We start from the raw sequence: 18,915 nt of genomic DNA, 5'->3' as shown, positions 1-18,915 counted from the left end.
GCGACGATTGCGTCGGCAGCCTGAGCGCCGGAAGCTGCAACCAGAGCTGCAGCGGAGCCGAGAAGAAGGCTCTTGATGTTCATTTCTGACCTCCAGTCAAGAATCGGCGTCAGGTCAGAAAGCTATTTTAATTCAGATACTTATGTATTTTGGCGATTCAGCTTGTCAAAAAACAAGATCAACACGCCGTCGACGGAGCGCGCGAGAATCGGCCCAACGCGGTGATAATGTCTGCATTTTTGATGGGGGGATTGGTGTGCGCTGGCAGCGCAGTGGCGGAGAGGATGGGATTCGAACCCACGAGACCCTTATGAGGTCTACTCCCTTAGCAGGGGAGCGCCTTCGACCACTCGGCCACCTCTCCGGTAAGGGCGAGATAGCCGGTACGTGGCGGCATTTCAAGCGATTTACGCAGTAGCTGGTAAAATTTCCTGAGAATTACACCCTTTATATATAAGGCAATCATGGTGCAGGCCCGATTTGCGGCGTTTCCAGGACGAATCCTTCATTGCCCTGTCGCATGATAATGCCATTGGAAATGAAAGAGATTCGGAATCTTTAAAGAAGAATCGCTCGTTCCTTGCCATCTGGCGGACACTTTCCAATCCCCAGGCCGTAAACAAGGGAATCTCGAGTCGGGTTAAGCGTCCAAACTGAAAAAACACACGTTTTCAATCGTTAAGATCGATTAATTTCAATTTACTAATGTTAATAAAGACTAAAGAACCCCACTCAAAGCTGACAATTTCGTGTCTTTTCTGCAACAACCAGTCTGCATAGAGGCCTTGCTAAGGCAGGTAAGCCGTATTCGGTGTTGAAACGAAAGAGCGGGCGAGTATCTTCACATCCAGAAGAAGGAGCGCTTCGGGGCGACTTTTTCACAAGGGGATGGGGACAGGTTGTCCTTCAGCCAAATCAAAATGCCCAGACCCGTTTTTAACTTTGACTGGAGGTCAGAAATGAACATCAAGAGCCTTCTTCTCGGCTCCGCTGCAGCTCTGGTTGCAGCTTCCGGCGCTCAGGCTGCCGACGCAATCGTCGCGCCAGAGCCCGAAGCCGTTGAATATGTTCGCGTTTGCGACGCATACGGCGCTGGCTACTTCTACATCCCAGGCACCGAAACCTGCCTGCGCATCCATGGTTACGTCCGTTACGACGTAAAGGGCGGCGACAACGTTTACTCGGGTACGGATCGTGAAGGTTGGGACAAGGGCGCTCGTTTCGCTCTGCGTACCTCGACCGCTTCGGAAACCGAACTCGGCACGCTGAAGACGTTCACTGAAACCCGCTTCAACTATGCTTCGGCTAATTCCCGTGAAGACGGCGTTTATGGCTCGAACTCTTCCGACGTCGTTATGCAGTTCGCTTATATCGAACTCGGCGGCCTGAAGGTCGGTATCGATGAGTCGGAATTCCACACCTTCACCGGTTACCTCGGCGACATCATCAACGATGACGTGGTCTCGGCTGGCGCATACCGCACGGGCAAGATCTCGTACACCTTCACCGGCGGCAACGGCTTCTCGGCTGTGATCGCTCTTGAACAGGGTGCGGACAACGACGGCGGCTTTACCGGCGCTGGCGACTACGCAATCGACGGCTACATGCCACACGTTGTTGGCGGCCTGAAGTATGCTGGCGGCTGGGGTTCGATCGCTGGCGTCGTAGCTTACGACTCGGTCATCGAAGAGTGGGCTGCCAAGGTTCGCGGCGACGTCAACATCACCGACCGCTTCTCGGTTTGGTTGCAGGGTGCATACGCTTCGGAAGAAAATCCTGACCAGATGTATGGCCAGTGGGGCGGCGATTGGGCTGTCTGGGGTGGTCTGAAGTTCAAGGCAACCGACAAGGCTGTCTTCAACCTTCAGGGCGCACATGACGATTGGGGCAAGACCGCAATTGCTGCTAACGTTGCTTACGAGCTGGTTCCTGGCTTCACCATTACGCCGGAAATCAACTACACCCGCTTCAGCAACGACTGGCGCGCCTATGACGGTGGCATCACCGAAAAGGACGCGATCGGCGGTACCATCCGCTTCCAGCGTTCGTTCTAATCCTTTCCGGATTTGATACAGGAAACCCGGCAGCTCAGCTGCCGGGTTTTTTGTTGTTCTGTGATCCGAACGGCTCTTGCATTTGCGAAATGTCCTGTCTTTGTACGAACGAGCTATCGAAATGCGCTGCTTCGAAGAAGCGGATCACAGACACGGAAGGTGAGGCGACATGAAAAGCTGGTTCTGGCCGGGTGTAACGTGGACCGCAACACTGACTGCTCTGGCGCTGTGGTTCGGGGTGGAACGGGTTCAGACCGATATTTCCACTCGCACGTCCGAAGCATTGGCGCCCTATGTCTGGACTGGCTTCGATATTGAAGGCCGCGACATTACAGTGAAGGGCATTGCGCCTGACCCCGCAGAGCAGGAAGCGGCGCGTGCTGCTTTGCGTGCTGTGTGGGGAATCAACGACATCACGGATCTCACATCTGTTCTGCCTGCTACGTCGCCTTATGTTTTCAAGATTGAAAAGAGCAATGACGGCCTGGTCTTTTCAGGCTCCATTCCCGAAAATGCGCTCCGTGACCAGATCATGGAAGCCGCAGAAGGTGTCGCACCCGGCTCGTCGCTTGATGACGAAATGGCCTTGGCGCGCGGAAGCTGGCCACAATTCTCCGACAGTGTTCTTTTCGCTCTCACTTTGACCAAAACGCTTGCGGATGGCGAGGTAACGATCACCGACGGGTCGCTTTCGATCAAGGGGAAGGCGGCAAGCGCTGAGCAATATCAGGCAATGACCGATATATTGGCCAAGCCGTTGCCATTCGGTTTGAAACTGGCGGCATCCGATATAGCCCAGCCGTGATTCTATGGGATTAAGCTTATGCTAGGGCAGGGATTTGGGTGACTTTCCTGTTCGAAGTTGACAGTTTCGCTGTTTCAAATTTTGCTTTCTTATTATGACTAATGCGTGGGGGCTGACCCATGAAACCCAGTGCAGGTTTTGATGCTTTATCTTGCTGAAACATTCTGGCCCGTTCTTCTCGCGGCGGTATTGATCGGGATCGTCGTCGGGTGGCTGAGCGGTCGTAAATAAAGCAGTTGCCGAACTGGCTCGGCCTGCAAGAGATAAGATGCGCTTAATCAACAGGTTATGGCGCGTGAAGTATAGAGTACGAGGGAAACCGACATGCCGTTGCTGATCATTCAACTGGCGATCCTTGTTGCGGTGGCGTTTATCGTGGGATGTGTTCTGGGCAAATTGTTCCGGGGCAAAAGCAAGGCCATTACCGACGAGGAACGTATAATCGTTGCGGCTGCGCTCTCGACGCCTCCTGCCGTGGACGAGAAGCCCGAACCCGTTCAACCTGTCGCTGCTCCGGTAGAAGCGGCATCGCTGCCGAAAGACAAGAAGCCACAAAAAGTCAGCGCACCGAAGAAAGCGCCCGTGCCGGACGCGGAAGTCGTAGGCGGACCACTGCCGGTTCCGGCTGCAGAACCAGAAGTACCGCGTGAGCCGGAAGATCCGGGCCGTCCCGAACTGCTCGATGCGCCCCGTGAAGGCAAGGCGGATGATCTGACCGCGATCAGCGGTATCGGCAAAGCCATCCAGACGATGCTCAATAAGCTCGGCGTTTATCATTATGACCAGATTGCAAGCTGGTCAGACGAAGAAGCCGCGTGGATCGAACGTCACATCGGCTTCCCGCGCCGAATCGCACGCGAAAACTGGATCGCGCAGGCAGCAAAGCTCGCAGAAGCCACGAGCAAGCCCGCGGCCAAACGGCCAGTCAGAGCCAAGAAGGCTCCTGCGAAGCCGAAGGCCAAGCCTGCCAAGAAAACTGACGCTTGATGGAGTTACGGGATGATGTTTTGTAGCGCATCCCGCAGAATTTGAAGCTGTCTATCGACGCCCGTAAACCAGATCGGTTTCGATATCGGCAGAACCGGTCAAACGGGCTTTATAGACCTCGTAGTTTTCCATAACGCGCTGCACATAATTGCGCGTTTCCGAATAGGGAATGCGTTCAATCCAGTCGACGATCTCTTCGATCGACTGACCGCGCGGGTCGCCATATTTCTCAACCCATTCCGAAGCGCGGCGCGGCCCGGCATTATATCCGGCAAAGGTCAGGACATAGGAACCGTTGAAACGGTCAAGCTGTTCGCCAAGAAAATGCGCGCCGAGCGTGGCATTATAGCCTGCGTCGCTTGTCAGTCGCGGTGCGGAGAAAGCCATGCCGTTGCGTGTGGCGACGCTTTTGGCGGTCGCTGGCATCAGTTGCAGCAGACCGCGTGCCCCAGCCTTGGAAACGGCGCCGACATTGAATTCGCTTTCCTGACGTGCAATCGCATAGGCGAGGGCTTTGCCAGAGCCGCTGATATTGGCGCTGGCCGGGATGGCGCCGAGCGGATGGGACAGTGCACCGACATCAAGCCCGCGCATCGCGGCGGTTTTGCCCACGCGCAGCGCCAGATAGTGGTTCTCGTTGCGCTCGGCCATGACGGCCAGCAATGCGAGCTCGCCGACACTGTCGAGTTCCTGCGAAAGCTGCGTATAGATGGATGTCGCCTTGGCAGTATAGCCGATCTGTTCCAGACGCTTGATCGCCTGAACCGCGTTCCGGTTGGCAAAGCGAGCGCGATCCGTATCACTCGGTCGCGGATAGATCAGCTCCGGGGCTTTCTCATCCAGCTTGGCGGCGGAGAGCTGGCCGTAGAAGGTCGTGCCGAAATGCGCGGAGCGGCGATAATAATCGCGCGCATTGCCACCACTTCCCGCGTCCGCAGCGCGTCCAAGCCAATAATAGGCGCGCGATGCGGAAATCGGCCGGGCAGAAATCTCAGCAATTCTGGCGAAATGCGGTGCGGCCGTTTTCGGCTGCTTGAGCGCGCGCAACGCATACCAACCGGCATGGAATTCCGCTTCGGCTGCAACCGTTGGCGATTCGGCGGCGTGAGCCGCGACCACCTTATAGGCGAGCTGCGGCTTGCCAAGGTCGAGCAGTTCGCGCGACAGAATCCGCCGTTCGGTCCACCAGGCGTCCGGATCAACCAGCATGGCTGCCTGACGCGGCGCCTTCAACATCAGATCAGTGGCGTCATCATAGCGCTCAGCGCGACGCAGATAGCGGATCTTCAGAAACTGATAGGCAGCGTTCGCTTGCCAGGAGCGATCCACGGCAGCAATCGTTGCCGCTGCATTGGGCGACTTCTGGGCGACGGCTGCAAAGGCATTGTAAAGCGACTGCGCCTGTGCGGGACCGGCAAGCAGTTTGGCTGACTGTGTGCGGTCATTATAGATCGCGCGCAGAAAACGCCGCTGGTGGTCGTCCCGTGTCAGGACACCGTTGAATTCCTTCAGCACTTTCTGCTCGTCATCCGACGACAGACGCTGTGTTGCCCACCAGGGCGACAGGAGTTCACGAGCCTTCGCAGGATTGCCAATGCTGACATAGGCGCGCGCCAGTACGATCATACCCTCGGTGGTCACCGGGCGACGGCTGCCAAAAGCCGCCATCACCGTCCCAGCAGGCGGGTTTTCCTTGAACAGAGCACGTTCCGAATTGCGCTGAAGCGTGGAAATGCCGGGCCAGCCGGGCAATTCAGCGGTCGCGGCAGCAATTTCACCGCTTGAAACGCCGTCAATGCCTGAGGTCGCAATCGCCCAGGTCAGAATCTGCCGGTCAAGCGAACCGCGCGGCATGCCGTTACGGAAGGCAACCGCACTTGTTACATTGTTTGAATAAAGCGCATCGAGGCCGCTTTTCAGCGTGCCGCCAATGGCAGCCGGGTTTTCAACACGGCTGAATGATGAGGTGATAACCGGATCCGGCGGTGTGGGACGCGGTGTGGGCGTCACAAGATTCATCGGCGAAGCGGGAGACTGTGCTGCAGCAGGCGCAAAGGGACGCGCAAGCGGCGTCGGCACTTCGGTCGGCAGTGACGATTGTGCAAACGAAGCCACCGGCTGCACTGCAACCGCAACAAGGCATCCTGCAAGCAGGGCCTTTCGTCTGATACTGATCGCTACGACTTCTTTAGACATCCACACTCTGAAACAAAAATCCGGCCATCCGGGATACTGGTTGCTGTGAAATATGTTAGCAAAATCCGGCTTTTGTTAGCCTTCCATTTTGCCCGCACGTTTCGATATTCATGATACGTCTCAGGAATGAAACTATGATTAACAAAAGCTTTATAATTTAGCACCGCAGACGCCGAAACGGCTGTTGGACATACCCGCCCCGGACAGCTGTCGGGGCCTGCGAGGTAGTTGCTAAAATAAAGCCGGGATTTTCGTCGCAAATCTGCCGTATTACCCCTGTTTTCCGCTTGCAATGTGCTTGCTCCATTTCTGCTGCAAGACTATTGTTCATCGCCTCCGCAAACCGCAACACAGGTCGAGTGCCCCTTGAGGTTTGAGGTTCCGTCTATCTTTTTCAGGAGTTACTGATGCTGAAGGGCTCAATTACCGCGCTTGTCACGCCATTCGATCGTGAAGGAGCGTTCGATGAGAAAGCTTTTCGTGCATTTGTTGACTGGCAGATAAAAGAAGGCACCAAAGGTCTCGTGCCGGTTGGCACCACGGGCGAAACGCCGACGCTTTCCCATGATGAGCACAAGCGCGTCATCGAGGTTTGCATTGAAGTTGCCGCCGGTCGCGTACCGGTCATCGCCGGCGCAGGCTCGAACAATACGGTCGAGGCGATTGAACTCGCCCAGCATGCGGAAAAGGCTGGTGCTGATGCCGTGCTGGTGGTTACGCCTTATTACAATAAGCCGAACCAGCGTGGCCTCTACGAGCATTTCTCGCGGGTTGCCCGCTCGATCTCGATCCCGCTCATCATTTACAACATTCCGGGCCGTTCGGTCATCGACATGACGCCTGAAACGATGGGTGCTCTCGTGCGCGATCACAAGAACATCATCGGTGTGAAGGATGCGACTGGCAAGATCGAGCGCGTTTCCGAGCAGCGCGGTACCTGCGGCAAGGATTTCATCCAGCTTTCGGGCGAGGATGCAACGGCGCTCGGCTTCAACGCCCATGGCGGGGTAGGGTGCATTTCGGTGACGTCGAATATCGCGCCACGCCTGTGCGCCGAGTTTCAGGATGCCTGCCAGGCGGGCGATTACGCCAAGGCTCTGGAGTTGCAGGATCGCCTGATGCCGCTGCACAAGGCGCTGTTCATCGAGCCGAATCCGTCCGGCCCGAAATATGCCCTGTCGCGTCTTGGACGTGTCGAGCACCGTCTGCGCTCGCCAATGGTGCAGGTCGAGGAGTCAACCGCAGAAAAGATCGATCTGGCTATGAAGCATGCAGGTCTCATCAACTGATCCGGCAATGGCCGTGCTGTCAGTTGAAGACATGGCAAGCTGGTGATTTTTACGCTCCCGTCGTCGCGGGAGCGTTTTCATTTTAAATGCAACGCATTATATAGTGCAGTTATGAACAAGCCGAAGAATTCCCCTGCGCGCAAGATTATCGCGGAAAACCGCAAGGCGCGCTTCAATTTCGAGATTTTGGACACGCTTGAGGCCGGTCTGGTTTTGACTGGCACCGAGGTGAAGTCTCTGCGCGCCAATCAGTCGAACATCGCCGAAAGCTATGCCAGCTTCGAGAATGGTGAGTTCTGGCTGATCAATTCCTATATTCCGGAATATACGCAGGGCAATCGCTTCAACCACGAGCCGCGCCGTTTGCGCAAGCTTCTGGTCAACCGCCGCGAAGCGTCGCGTCTGTTCAACTCGGTCGCGCGCGACGGTATGACTGTCGTTCCGCTGAAACTATACTTTAATGATCGCGGACGCGCGAAGCTGGAACTGGCCGTGGCACGCGGCAAGAAGAACCACGACAAGCGTGAGACGGAAAAGAAACGCGACTGGGGTCGGGAGAAGGCGCGTCTGCTCCGCGACCGGGGCTGACCCTATTCCAACGAAAAAGAGCGCCGTGAGGCGCTCTTTTGATTCATGCTGGAGAGTGGTTATTCTTATAAACGAACCGCAATGATCTGCAGTTCGAACAGGGCTCGGTTTCGAGCCCTGACTGGTATCAATAGCCTTCGTCGAGATCGTCGTCCTGGCGGCGCGGTGCGCGCTCAGACGGGTCACGACCGATTTCAGCCTTCAGAGAAACGAGATCGATGAAATGATCGGCCTGACGGCGCAATTCATCGGAAATCATCGCAGGCTGGGTGGTCAGCGTGGAAACCACGGACACCTTGCGGCCCTTGCGCTGCAGGGCTTCTGCAAGCGAACGGAAATCGCCGTCGCCGGAGAAGATGACGAAATGGTCAACCGTGTCGGTCAGTTGCATGGCGTCGACGGTGAGTTCGATGTCCATGTTGCCCTTCACCTTGCGGCGGCCAGTCGAATCGGTGAATTCCTTGGCAGCTTTGGTGACTACCTTGTAGCCATTGTAATCCAGCCAGTCGATCAGTGGACGGATCGACGAATATTCCTGATCTTCAACAAGCGCAGTATAGTAATATGCGCGCAGCAGATAACCGCGCTTCTGAAATGCCTTCAAAAGCTTGCGGTAATCGATGTCAAAGCCCAGGGTCTTGGATGCTGCATATAAATTGGCGCCATCAATAAAAAGCGCAATTTTTTCACGAGAATCGAACATCGTGCAATATATCCACTCTACAGCCTAACGGGAGTGTGGACCGTCGACCGCGTATTCAGATTTGTTTCACAAACGTCGGCTGGCGAAATATTTCTACCAATAGCGTTTATAGCGTTTCTAAGGACATATTATAGAAAAACAAGCAACCATAGGTTGTTATTTTAGTGAGCTAATTTACCTTGTGTAGCAATTCAGATATGTGAACGAGTTTTGGTCTAGTTAATATTGTTCCATTCTGAACCGCAATGAGATAATATCCGGTATATCGTTTAAAATCGAGGACATAAGAGCGGATAAGGGCTATTTGACGCCTATAATCCCGCTTTAGCTTGTAATTTCGCCCAACAGGCGTTATGTGCAGAAAAAATCCGTTAAAGTTCGAAAATGAAAGGGACCGCGTATGGCCCGCGTCACCGTTGAGGACTGCGTAGACAAAGTCGAGAACCGATTCGAGCTGGTTCTGCTCGCCGGTCATCGTGCCCGCCAGATTTCCCAGGGCGCTTCGATCACTGTCGACCGCGACAATGATAAGAACCCGGTCGTTGCATTGCGCGAAATCGCCGATGAAACGCTTTCGCCGGACGATCTGAAGGAAGACCTGATCCACTCGCTGCAGAAGCATGTGGAAGTGGACGAGCCGGAAGCTGCTGCTCCGGCCCAGATCACCTCGTCATCCGACGAGCTGGTTGAAGGCATTGCCGAAGCTGCCGAGGAAGATGTCGTGTCTTTCGACCGCATGTCGGAAGAAGAGCTTCTGGCCGGTATCGAAGGTCTGGTTGCCCCGGAAAAGAACGACGACTTCTAAGTTTCGTTCGGGTTATCCATTTATACACGCGCTGCGGCTTATCGGGCTGCGGCGCGTATTTTTACGCGCGTGAACATAAAATGATCGCTGCGGCGGCTTGCAGGAAGTCAATTTCTGTCTGAAATTAATCCTGTTGGCAGATAATCGGTGCTAAAGCTCGCAAAACACTCGATAATTTGCGAAGTTGTGCTCGATTGGGGTGTTTAGGTGTCGCTATATGGCCGCCGATCGCCCGGCATTGGTTTGAGGAGTTGTTGTAGATGATGCGCCAGTATGAGCTTGTGGAGCGTGTGCAGCGATACAAGCCGGATGTAAACGAGGCGCTTCTCAACAAGGCATATGTCTATGCCATGCAGAAACATGGCAGCCAGAAACGTGCTTCCGGCGACCCTTATTTCTCCCATCCTCTCGAGGTCGCGGCTATCCTCACCGACATGCATCTCGATGAGGCGACGATTGCCATCGCGCTTCTGCACGACACCATCGAAGACACGACTGCGACCCGTCAGGAGATCGACCAGCTGTTCGGGCCGGAAATCGGCAAGCTCGTCGAAGGTCTGACCAAGCTCAAAAAGCTGGATCTGGTTTCCAAGAAGGCGGTGCAGGCGGAAAATCTGCGCAAGTTGCTTCTGGCCATTTCCGAAGATGTCCGCGTGCTTCTGGTGAAGCTTGCCGACCGTCTGCACAATATGCGCACGCTCGGCGTGATGCGCGAGGACAAGCGTCTGCGCATTGCCGAAGAGACCATGGATATCTATGCGCCGCTTGCTGGCCGCATGGGTATGCAGGACATGCGCGAAGAGCTGGAAGAGCTGGCTTTCCGTTATATCAATCCCGATGCATGGCGTGCGGTCACGGACCGTCTGGCCGAACTTCTGGAAAAGAACCGCGGTCTTCTGCAGAAGATCGAAAAGGATCTGTCCGAGATATTCGAAAAGAACGGCATCAAGGCCAGCGTTAAAAGCCGCCAGAAGAAGGCCTGGTCGGTGTTCCGCAAAATGGAAACCAAGGGCCTGTCCTTTGAGCAGTTGTCCGATATTTTCGGCTTCCGCGTCATGGTTGACACGGTGCAAGACTGCTACCGGGCGCTGGGGCTGATCCATACGACATGGTCGATGGTGCCGGGGCGTTTCAAGGATTATATCTCGACGCCGAAGCAGAACGATTATCGCTCGGTACACACGACCATCATCGGGCCGTCGCGTCAGCGTATCGAGCTGCAGATCCGCACCCGTGCGATGGATGAAATTGCCGAATTCGGTGTGGCTGCGCATTCGATCTACAAGGATCGCGGCAGCGGCAACAATCCGCATGCCATTTCGACCGAAACCAATGCATATGCCTGGCTGCGCCAGACTATCGAACAGCTTTCCGAAGGTGACAATCCGGAAGAATTTCTGGAACACACCAAGCTGGAGCTGTTTCAGGATCAGGTCTTCTGTTTTACGCCGAAAGGCCGCCTGATTGCACTGCCGCGCGGTGCGACGCCGATCGATTTCGCCTATGCGGTTCACACCGATATTGGCGACAGCTGTGTCGGCGCAAAGGTCAATGGCCGCATCATGCCGCTGATGACCGAGCTGAAAAACGGCGATGAAGTGGATATCATCCGCTCCAAGGCGCAGGTGCCGCCCGCAGCTTGGGAATCTCTGGTCGCAACCGGCAAGGCGCGTGCCGCCATCCGTCGCGCAACGCGTTCGGCTGTTCGCAAGCAATATTCCGGTCTTGGTATGCGCATTCTGGAACGCGCCTTCGAGCGTGCCGGAAAGCCGTTCAGCAAGGATATTTTGAAGCCGGGCCTGCCGCGTCTGGCGCGCAAGGATGTTGAGGATGTGCTGGCCGCTGTCGGGCGCGGCGAACTACCGTCCACCGATGTCGTGAAAGCCGTTTATCCAGATTATCAGGATACTCGCGTCACCTCGCAAAACAGCCCCGCCAAGACCGGTGAGAAGGGCTGGTTCAATATCCAGAACGCCGCTGGCATGATCTTCAAGGTGCCTGAAGGCAGTGAAGATCCAGAAGGCGATAAAAACAAGGATCAGGAAACTGCACCGAAGCCGGGTAAGCGCGCTTTGCCGATCCGCGGCACCAATTCCGATCTGCCGGTGCGGTTTGCGCCTGAAGGCGCTGTTCCGGGCGACCGCATCGTGGGCATTCTCCAGCCGGGCGCCGGTATCACCATCTACCCGATCCAGTCACCGGCGCTGACCGCCTATGACGATCAGCCGGAACGCTGGATCGACGTGCGCTGGGATATCGATGAAACGATGCATGAGCGTTTTCCGGCCCGTGTGAGCGTTTCTGCGATCAATTCGCCGGGCTCGCTGGCGGAGATTGCCCAGATTGTTGCGGCCAATGACGCCAATATTCACAATCTCTCCATGGTGCGCACAGCACCGGACTTTACCGAAATGATCATCGACGTTGAAGTGTGGGATCTGAAACACCTCAACCGCATCATTTCCCAATTGAAAGAAAGCGCGAGCGTCAGCGGCGCAAAGCGCGTGAACGGATAGGACCAAGATGAACACCGAAGGCGTGCTTGCCGTCTTCCGCGAAGCGGGAGCGATCCTCGAAGGCCATTTCATTCTCACTTCCGGCCTTCGCAGCCCCATTTTTCTGCAAAAGGCGCGCGTGTTCATGCATGCCGACAAGACGGAAAAGCTCTGCAAGGCGCTGGCTGAGAAGATCAAGGCGGCAAATCTCGGCCCCATCGACTATGTCGTCGGTCCAGCCATTGGCGGTCTGATCCCGTCTTACGAAACGTCGCGTCACCTTGGCGTCCCATCGGTGTGGGTCGAACGCGAAAACGGCGTCTTCCGCCTGCGCCGGTTCGATGTGCCCAAGGGCGCACGCGTCGTGATCGTGGAAGATATCGTGACGACGGGCCTGTCGATCCGCGAAACCATCGAATGCATGAAGCAACTCGGCATCGAAGTTGTGGCGGCGGCCTGCATCGTTGACCGCTCTGCCGGCAAGGCGGATGTTGGCACCAAGCTCATCGCGCTTGCGGAATATGAAGTGCCTGCTTATCCGGCTGACAATCTGCCGCCGGAACTGGCCGCGATCCCAGCGATCAAACCGGGCAGCCGCAACATCTGATCGTGTGTTTTTTTGCCAGAAAGTGTATTAGTAACAGCGTATTTTATAAGACTTTCTGGCGGGATATAATGTAAAAGTTGACGTTGCAGAGCTATTACAGCTCTGCGGCGAAATTTCTCTTTACGAATGACCTTAGGTTTACGTACTCTCTGCCGTTAACGAGAGAATTCGTTCAGTTCTCGCCGACAGGAAAATCCATCGTGGCTGTAACGTCTGTAGTTTTCGATCCGAAATCACCGTTTCGCGCGCCGTGCGGCATTTGTGTCGACTGCGATGTGCGTCGGATGGCGGTTTGCGCTGCGCTCGACGATGGTGATCTCGGCGCGCTGGAAGCGATCATGACGTCCAGAAGGCTGGATGCGAACGAGATGCTCGTGGAGGAGGGGGAGCCTAAGGCTCGGGTCTACAGCCTGACCTCCGGCATGTTGCGCATCTATACCTCTCTGTCAGACGGGCGCCGCCAGATCGCGGGCTTCCTGTTCCCAGGAGATTATCTCGGTCTCGCCGATGATGACGTCTATTCGCAGACTGCGGAAGCGGTCGTGCCTTCGGTGCTCTGCGCCTTTTCCACGAAGGAAATGGACAATCTGATGGAGCGCTTTCCAAAGCTCAAGGAAAGACTGCACCAGATGACCCGCGCCGCATTGCGCACAGCACGCGACAACCAGCTTGTTCTCGGTCGTCTCGCGCCAGTGGAGAAGCTTGCAAGCTTCCTGCTGGTTCTCTCGGCGCGTGCTGAAAAGCGCGGAGAACGCGCCAATCCGGTGCATCTGTCGATGAACCGCACCGATATTGCGGATTATCTCGGTCTCACCATTGAAACGGTGAGCCGCAGCTTCACCAAGCTCAAGAGCCAGGGGCTGATCCAGCTCATCGACGCCAACACGGTCGAGATCATGTCGCGCCGTTCGCTCGCAGCTGTTGCGGGCATGGATCTGGACGCATTTTAAGCTAACTCCCAATCCTCTGCTCGTTCATCGTCACCCGTTGATTCAAATCAATGCGGGGTGCCGCTTTGCCCTGTAATTCTTACCGTAAAGATTGATGCGGCTACAAAGGGACGGCCGCGCGGTGAATGGGGAGAAAGACGGGTGCTCTTGTGTCTGGTCACTGCAACATTGGCTGTCATTCATGCGGGGAGCCTTGCCGCCTCATGCCGTCCAGTGCCGCAGGCTGCAATTCGGGTTCCGGCATCAGCTTCTCCATTCGCTCTGGCAGAGCTTCGCCAGTCCGCGCGCCGCGCGAGGTGGATGCGCCATGCATGAAGAAACGATAAAGCTTTACGCAGCACTGGCCGTTCCTCGCTACACGTCCTTTCCGACGGCAGCCGATTTTGTTCCCTTCGAGCCTGAGACCACACAACGCTGGTTGCGTCAGATCGGTCCGGGCGAGGGCATTTCGCTTTATATCCACGTGCCTTACTGCAAGCAGCTTTGCTATTACTGCGGGTGTCATGCCAAGGTCGCCATTCGCGACGATGTTGTCGAGAGCTTCTATCATTCGCTTTTGAATGAAATCGAGACAGTGGGTCATGTGCTGACCGGCCGTCCGCGCGTCACCCATCTGCACTGGGGTGGCGGAACGCCATCCATTCTGAGTTCTTCCCAGTTTCTTGAAATCATCACCGCCTTGCGTTCGGTGTTCGAGTTCTCGCCGACGATGGAACATGCGATCGAGCTTGATCCACGCACGGTCACGCCGGACTTGGTCAGGACGCTGGCATTCATGGGTGTCAACCGGGCCAGCCTTGGCATTCAGGATGTGGATGTTCGTGTGCAGAAGGCCATTGGCCGGGTACAGATGATGGAGACCGTGTCGAACGCCACGTGGCTTCTGCGTGGCGAAGGGATCGAGAAGATCAATTTTGATCTCATCTACGGCCTGCCGATGCAGACGGTGGATAGTTTGCGCCGCACCTGCGCAACGGTGGCTTCGCTCCGCCCGGACCGTGTTGCCTGCTATGGCTATGCACATCTGCCGCAGCGACGCGCCAATCAGCGTCTGATCGATGCCAGCCTGCTGCCGGATGCGGAAGAACGCTTTGCGCAGTCGCGTGTTGTCGCCGAATGTTTCTCCGGTCTCGGCTACGAGCCGGTGGGTATCGATCACTACGCTTTGCCGCAGGACGCGCTGGCCGTTGCTGCCCGTAAGGGCCTGCTGCACCGCAATTTCCAGGGCTATACGACCGATAGAAGCCAGACGCTGATTGGTCTGGGACCGTCATCCATTTCGCAATTTCCGGGTGGTTACGCGCAGAACATTCCGGATATCGGGCAGTATCGCAAGAAGGTCGATGCGGGCGAACTTGCCACGATGCGCGGCTATACGATGCGCGAAAGCGACCGCCTGCGTGCGGCAATCATTACCGATCTGATGTGCAATTTTCAGGTTGATCTGGATGAAGTGGCGCCGGGTATGGAGTTCTCCGATGAACTCGCCCTGCTGCGCCCGCTGGTGGCCGATGGTCTGGTCGATGTGAAGGGGAGCGTCATCCGCGCTACCGAAGACGGCAAGCCGCTGATCCGCCTCGTGGCGGCTGCCTTTGATGAATTTCGCAGGGAAACGGTGCAGGGCTTCAGCTTCGCCGTTTGATCCTGCGCCTAGAGCGTTTCCAGCAAAAGTGCGTAGCGGTTTTGCTTAGGATAATGCGCAAAAACAAATAGCCTGATTGAGCGGTTCCGGAAGAGCCGTTTCAGAAATGCCGCTGTACCGGGCCGTCAAGAAGGTCAGTGGCATGGGAGCGCCGCCGTTGGGGGACGTGCGGCGCTCCCCCTTTTCGGGGGAACCTTTTCAGATTCAGGCTTTTGCTTTGCGGTTCTTTTCCAGTTTTGGCAGGAAGACCGTCAAAAGGCCGAGCAATGGCAGATACGAGCAGATCGTATAGACGAACTCGATGCCCTTGCGGTCGGCGACGATGCCGAGAACCGCGGCTGCAATACCAGCCATGCCAAAGGCGAAGCCGAAGAACAGGCCGGACACCATGCCCACGCGTCCCGGAAGCAATTCCTGTGCAAAGACCACGATGGCTGGGAAGGCCGAGGCCAGGATGAAGCCGATGATCACCGTCAAAACAGCTGTCATCTCAAGATTTGCATAGGGCAAAGCCAGAGTGAATGGCAGTACGCCGAGGATGGATACCCAGATCACTTTGCGCGTTCCGATGCGATCACCGATCGGGCCGCCGAAGATCGTTCCCGCCGCGACAGCACCGAGGAAAAGGAACAGCAGGATCTGCGAGGTCTGCACCGACACACCAAAATGATGGATTGTGTAGAAGGTGTAGTAGCTCGTCAGGCTAGCCATGTAGATGTACTTGGTGAAGATCAGCAGCGCGAGCACAGCCACGGTGGCGATTACCCGGTTGCGGGGCAGCGGCAGCGTCTTGTCAGGCTGCGCCCTGCGGGCATTGGCCAGCCGGTAGCGATTGTACCAGTTGCCGACATACCAGAGCAGCAGCATGCCTGCCAAAGCGGCAACCGAGAACCACGAAACGCTGATCTGGCCGAAAGGCAGCACGACAAAAGCTGCAAGCAGCGGTCCGACAGACGAACCGAAATTGCCGCCGACCTGAAACAGCGATTGTGCGAAGCCGTGCTTGCCGCCTGATGCCAGTCGCGCAACACGTGACGCTTCCGGGTGAAAGACGGACGAACCGAAGCCGACGCAGGCAGCGCCCATCAGCAGCACCGAATAATGATGCGCCGTGGCCAGCAGCACGAGGCCGACAAGGGTGCAGCCCATGCCGAAGGACAGCGAATATGGCATCGGCTTGCGGTCGGTATAAGTGCCGACGAGCGGCTGCAAGATAGATGCTGTCATCTGGAAGGTGAAGGTAAGAAGACCGATCTGCCAGAACGACAGGCTGTAATTCTCCTTCAGCATCGGATAGATGGCCGGAAGGAGCGACTGCATCATGTCGTTCAGGAAATGGCCCATGCTCGTGGCCAATATGATGGTGAGGACCGTATTGTCCGCACCGCTGTTGGACGGCTGCTGCGCAGCACTCATGCTCATAATGCTACTCCTTGAGCACATCCCGAAAAGTGAAACGGTTTTCGGATAGGATGTGCGTTAAAATAAGCGTCCAGAGCGCCGATCTGATTTAAGCAGATTGAAACGCATACAAAGAAGGCCCGGTCTGCTGCTCCAATCATCCCGTTGATCGGAAAGAAAAGATAGCGTGTGGATGTTTTGAAACGGAGATTTCGTCGAGCGTACTCTCCGGTTCTCTCCTCATAAGCGTATTGCGTGTCGCCCGCTTTCGTGATTTGGTCCATTACTTGTTTGAGTGGGCCAAGCTGAGCCGATTGAGTTTGATTTTGAGATGAAACCGCCATCGCCATCACGCCTTTTCTTACCCGAAAGCGAGGAGCTGCAACGCTTTCACGAAGACCGTGTGGCGATGCTGGAGACCATGACCGGACCGGTTGTGGCGCTTCCGACGAAATATCCGGATGGCTATTTCGTACCTCGCCATAGCCATTCGCGGGCGCAGCTCTTGTGTGCTTCGCAAGGTGTGGTTCTGGTCACGACGAATGCCGGGCGCTGGATGATCCCCGGTGATCACGCCATGTGGATACCGGCTGGCATCGAGCATTCGGTCGAGATCGTGGGCGATGTCTATATGCGCTCGATCTATATCAGCACAGATGCCGTGTCCGGCGTGCCCGACCATCTGCATGTGGTGGGGCTGACAAATCTGATGCGCTGCCTCATCATCGATGCAACGACGGTCGACAGCATACCGGAGGCGGGCAGCCGAGATGCGCTGGTTATCGAGCTGATCCTGCGGGATTTGCATACGCTGCCGCAAAGGTCGCTCGGGCTGCCCATTCCGAACGATCCGCGCCTGCAAAAGTTGTGTCGCGACTTTGTGAAAAATCCGTCCTCGCGTGTCACCATTGATGACTGGGCGGACAAGCTCGCCATGAGCAGGCGCTCATTCACGAGGCATTTCCAGCGCGAGACGGGGGTGAGCCTTTCGGTATGGCGGCAGCAGGCCTGTCTTTTCGCTGCCGTTCCCCGGCTTTCGGAAGGGGAAGCCGTGACCAGTGTGGCGCTCGATCTCGGCTATGACAGCGTTTCAGCCTTTACGACAATGTTTCGCCGCATGCTGGGCGTATCGCCTCGTCATTATCAGCCAAGACCAGACCTCGCGCCTACAGAATACCGCGATGCATGATCGGTAGGATGATCTAATAATAGCAATTGTTTCCGCTCGAGGAGAGCAGTATTAAGGGCCCATGTTATTCCAACGCCGACATCCACTGACCCGACGGGAGCGCCTGAGACTTATGGTCTGGCCGCGCCGTTCTTTTTCCCGTTCCTTCAAATACGGGGGCAAGAGGATTCTGCGTATCACTGCATCGCCGCATGCGGTGGCGGCGGGGTTGGCCGTTGGCGTTTTCTCGGCATTCACGCCGTTCTTCGGCTTTCATCTGATCATCGCGATTGTGCTGGCCTATTTTCTGGCCGGCAATATTGCGGCGGCCGCAATCGGCACGACGCTGGCCAACCCGCTCACTTTGCCTTTCATTTGGGGAAGCACGTTCGAACTCGGACGCTTCGTCATGAATGGCAGTGTGGACTCGGCGCCTCCGGTGCATCTTGGTCGTGCTCTCGAAACAATGCATTTCGATGAGATCTGGACGCCGCTTTTGAAGCCGATGCTGTTCGGTTCGACCATTCTGGGCGCAGCTTGCGCGGTGCTGGTCTATTTCGTGACGCGCTATGCCGTGTCCGTGTTTCGCCGTCGCCGTCTGGAGCGACTGGCTGAAAAGCACAGGCTGCATGGCGAGCGGGGGCTTCAGCAAATATGATCGTCGGCATAGGCAGCGACCTCATCGATATCCGGCGTATCGAAAAAGCGCTGGAGCGGCATGGCGACCGTTTCCGCAATCGGGTCTTCACCGAGATCGAACAGAAGAAGTCGGACGGACGCCAGCAGCGTGCGGCGTCTTATGCCAAGCGTTTTGCCGCCAAGGAAGCCTGTGCCAAGGCGCTTGGCACAGGCATTGCGCGCGGCGTGTTCTGGCGCGATATGGGCGTGGTCAATGCGCCTTCCGGCAAGCCCACCATGCATCTGACAGATGGTGCAGCCAAACAGTTGCAGAGACTTCTGCCGTCGGGAACACGCGCTGCCATACATCTGACAATTACCGATGATTTTCCTCTCGCGCAGGCTTTCGTGATCATCGAGGCGCTGCCAGATTCAAGCGGGCCGAAATAGGTTCCTGAGCAGGTTCAGGTAAAATTGATCGGCTCCGACGAAACTTGTTGGGGTTGTGACAGGTAAACTCCTGCTCATAATCGTGCGAGAAAGCAGTGCGCGGATTGCCTCACGCAATCTAAGCCGTTATTAGATCGCGTTATCGCAAGCGGAGAGA

General features: G+C 56.2%; 17 protein-coding genes and 1 tRNA gene. 13 read left to right on the top strand and 5 right to left on the bottom strand.

Translation table 11 applies throughout. The annotated features are described in order from the left end of the window. Positions 1-273: 273 nt before the first annotated feature. A tRNA-Ser gene (locus tag ACTJKP_RS09420) sits at positions 274-364 on the bottom strand. A gap of 595 nt (positions 365-959) precedes the next feature. On the opposite strand from ACTJKP_RS09420, the gene ACTJKP_RS09415 reads away from it, so the two are divergent. From ACTJKP_RS09415 to ACTJKP_RS09405, 3 genes are all read left to right on the top strand, one after another. Then, the gene (locus tag ACTJKP_RS09415) at positions 960-2,054 is read left to right on the top strand and encodes a porin (RefSeq protein ID WP_182514671.1); all 1,095 of its coding nucleotides are present in this window, start codon (positions 960-962) and stop codon (positions 2,052-2,054) included. A 169-nt stretch (positions 2,055-2,223) separates the two neighbouring features. Beyond that, positions 2,224-2,859, top strand: a complete 636-nt coding sequence (locus tag ACTJKP_RS09410; protein ID WP_440630438.1) for a BON domain-containing protein — start codon at positions 2,224-2,226, stop codon at positions 2,857-2,859. 324 nt (positions 2,860-3,183) lie between these two features. Continuing rightward, on the top strand, positions 3,184-3,846 hold the full coding sequence (locus ACTJKP_RS09405; RefSeq protein ID WP_440630437.1) for a 50S ribosomal protein L21: 663 nt from the start codon (positions 3,184-3,186) through the stop codon (positions 3,844-3,846). Between the two features lie 51 nt (positions 3,847-3,897). Here ACTJKP_RS09405 and ACTJKP_RS09400 read toward each other — a convergent pair whose 3' ends face one another. Then, entirely contained in the window at positions 3,898-6,042 is a 2,145-nt protein-coding gene (locus ACTJKP_RS09400; protein WP_440630436.1) for a lytic transglycosylase domain-containing protein, read from the bottom strand. Between the two features lie 407 nt (positions 6,043-6,449). Here ACTJKP_RS09400 and dapA point away from each other — a divergent pair, with 407 nt between their 5' ends. Then, the gene (gene dapA / locus ACTJKP_RS09395; protein WP_440630435.1) at positions 6,450-7,331 is read left to right on the top strand and encodes a 4-hydroxy-tetrahydrodipicolinate synthase; all 882 of its coding nucleotides are present in this window, start codon (positions 6,450-6,452) and stop codon (positions 7,329-7,331) included. A 111-nt stretch (positions 7,332-7,442) separates the two neighbouring features. Continuing rightward, the gene (smpB, locus tag ACTJKP_RS09390) at positions 7,443-7,919 is read left to right on the top strand and encodes an SsrA-binding protein SmpB (protein WP_440630434.1); all 477 of its coding nucleotides are present in this window, start codon (positions 7,443-7,445) and stop codon (positions 7,917-7,919) included. A gap of 127 nt (positions 7,920-8,046) precedes the next feature. Here smpB and ACTJKP_RS09385 read toward each other — a convergent pair whose 3' ends face one another. Continuing rightward, positions 8,047-8,622 (bottom strand): LabA-like NYN domain-containing protein, encoded by a 576-nt coding sequence (locus ACTJKP_RS09385; RefSeq protein WP_113533992.1) that lies wholly within the window; start codon positions 8,620-8,622, stop codon positions 8,047-8,049. 400 nt (positions 8,623-9,022) lie between these two features. On the opposite strand from ACTJKP_RS09385, the gene rpoZ reads away from it, so the two are divergent. The 5 genes from rpoZ (at position 9,023) to hemN (ending at position 15,121) form a co-directional block, all read left to right on the top strand. Then, a complete protein-coding gene (rpoZ, locus tag ACTJKP_RS09380) occupies positions 9,023-9,427 on the top strand; it encodes a DNA-directed RNA polymerase subunit omega (protein WP_078340702.1) in 405 nt (134 codons plus the stop codon). Positions 9,428-9,687: 260 nt separating this feature from the next. Continuing rightward, positions 9,688-11,943: a RelA/SpoT family protein gene (locus tag ACTJKP_RS09375; RefSeq protein WP_440630433.1), complete on the top strand. Its 2,256-nt coding sequence runs from the start codon at positions 9,688-9,690 to the stop codon at positions 11,941-11,943. 7 nt (positions 11,944-11,950) lie between these two features. Then, a complete protein-coding gene (gene pyrE, locus ACTJKP_RS09370) occupies positions 11,951-12,529 on the top strand; it encodes an orotate phosphoribosyltransferase (RefSeq protein ID WP_440630432.1) in 579 nt (192 codons plus the stop codon). Between the two features lie 284 nt (positions 12,530-12,813). Continuing rightward, positions 12,814-13,479 carry a cyclic nucleotide-binding domain-containing protein gene (locus ACTJKP_RS09365; RefSeq protein WP_440630497.1) on the top strand — a complete coding sequence of 222 codons (666 nt, stop codon included), beginning with the start codon at positions 12,814-12,816 and terminating at the stop codon, positions 13,477-13,479. 307 nt (positions 13,480-13,786) lie between these two features. After that, positions 13,787-15,121, top strand: a complete 1,335-nt coding sequence (gene hemN, locus ACTJKP_RS09360; protein ID WP_440630431.1) for an oxygen-independent coproporphyrinogen III oxidase — start codon at positions 13,787-13,789, stop codon at positions 15,119-15,121. 204 nt (positions 15,122-15,325) lie between these two features. On the opposite strand, the gene ACTJKP_RS09355 is transcribed toward hemN, so the two are convergent. Then, complete coding sequence (locus ACTJKP_RS09355) at positions 15,326-16,543, bottom strand: MFS transporter (protein ID WP_440630430.1); 1,218 nt, start codon at positions 16,541-16,543, stop codon at positions 15,326-15,328. Next, positions 16,540-16,872 carry a hypothetical protein gene (locus ACTJKP_RS09350; protein WP_440630429.1) on the bottom strand — a complete coding sequence of 111 codons (333 nt, stop codon included), beginning with the start codon at positions 16,870-16,872 and terminating at the stop codon, positions 16,540-16,542. Before ACTJKP_RS09350 ends, ACTJKP_RS09355 begins: the two co-directional genes overlap by 4 nt. On the opposite strand from ACTJKP_RS09350, the gene ACTJKP_RS09345 reads away from it, so the two are divergent. The 3 genes from ACTJKP_RS09345 to acpS all read left to right on the top strand — a co-directional run bounded on the left by ACTJKP_RS09345 (position 16,854) and on the right by acpS (position 18,758). After that, positions 16,854-17,711: an AraC family transcriptional regulator gene (locus ACTJKP_RS09345; protein WP_113533988.1), complete on the top strand. Its 858-nt coding sequence runs from the start codon at positions 16,854-16,856 to the stop codon at positions 17,709-17,711. The two genes, ACTJKP_RS09350 and ACTJKP_RS09345, sit on opposite strands and share 19 nt — an antisense overlap. A gap of 61 nt (positions 17,712-17,772) precedes the next feature. Continuing rightward, positions 17,773-18,348, top strand: coding sequence for a type IV secretion system effector BspA (bspA, locus tag ACTJKP_RS09340; protein ID WP_078340710.1), 576 nt, complete (start codon positions 17,773-17,775; stop codon positions 18,346-18,348). After that, on the top strand, positions 18,345-18,758 hold the full coding sequence (gene acpS, locus ACTJKP_RS09335; protein WP_440630428.1) for a holo-ACP synthase: 414 nt from the start codon (positions 18,345-18,347) through the stop codon (positions 18,756-18,758). Before bspA ends, acpS begins: the two co-directional genes overlap by 4 nt. Positions 18,759-18,915 lie beyond the last annotated feature (157 nt).

The organism is Brucella sp. 22210 (assembly GCF_052045675.1).
GTDB lineage: Bacteria > Pseudomonadota > Alphaproteobacteria > Rhizobiales > Rhizobiaceae > Brucella.
Note: the sequence above shows the minus strand (reverse complement) of the source record. Positions and strands in the feature narration are given on the sequence as shown.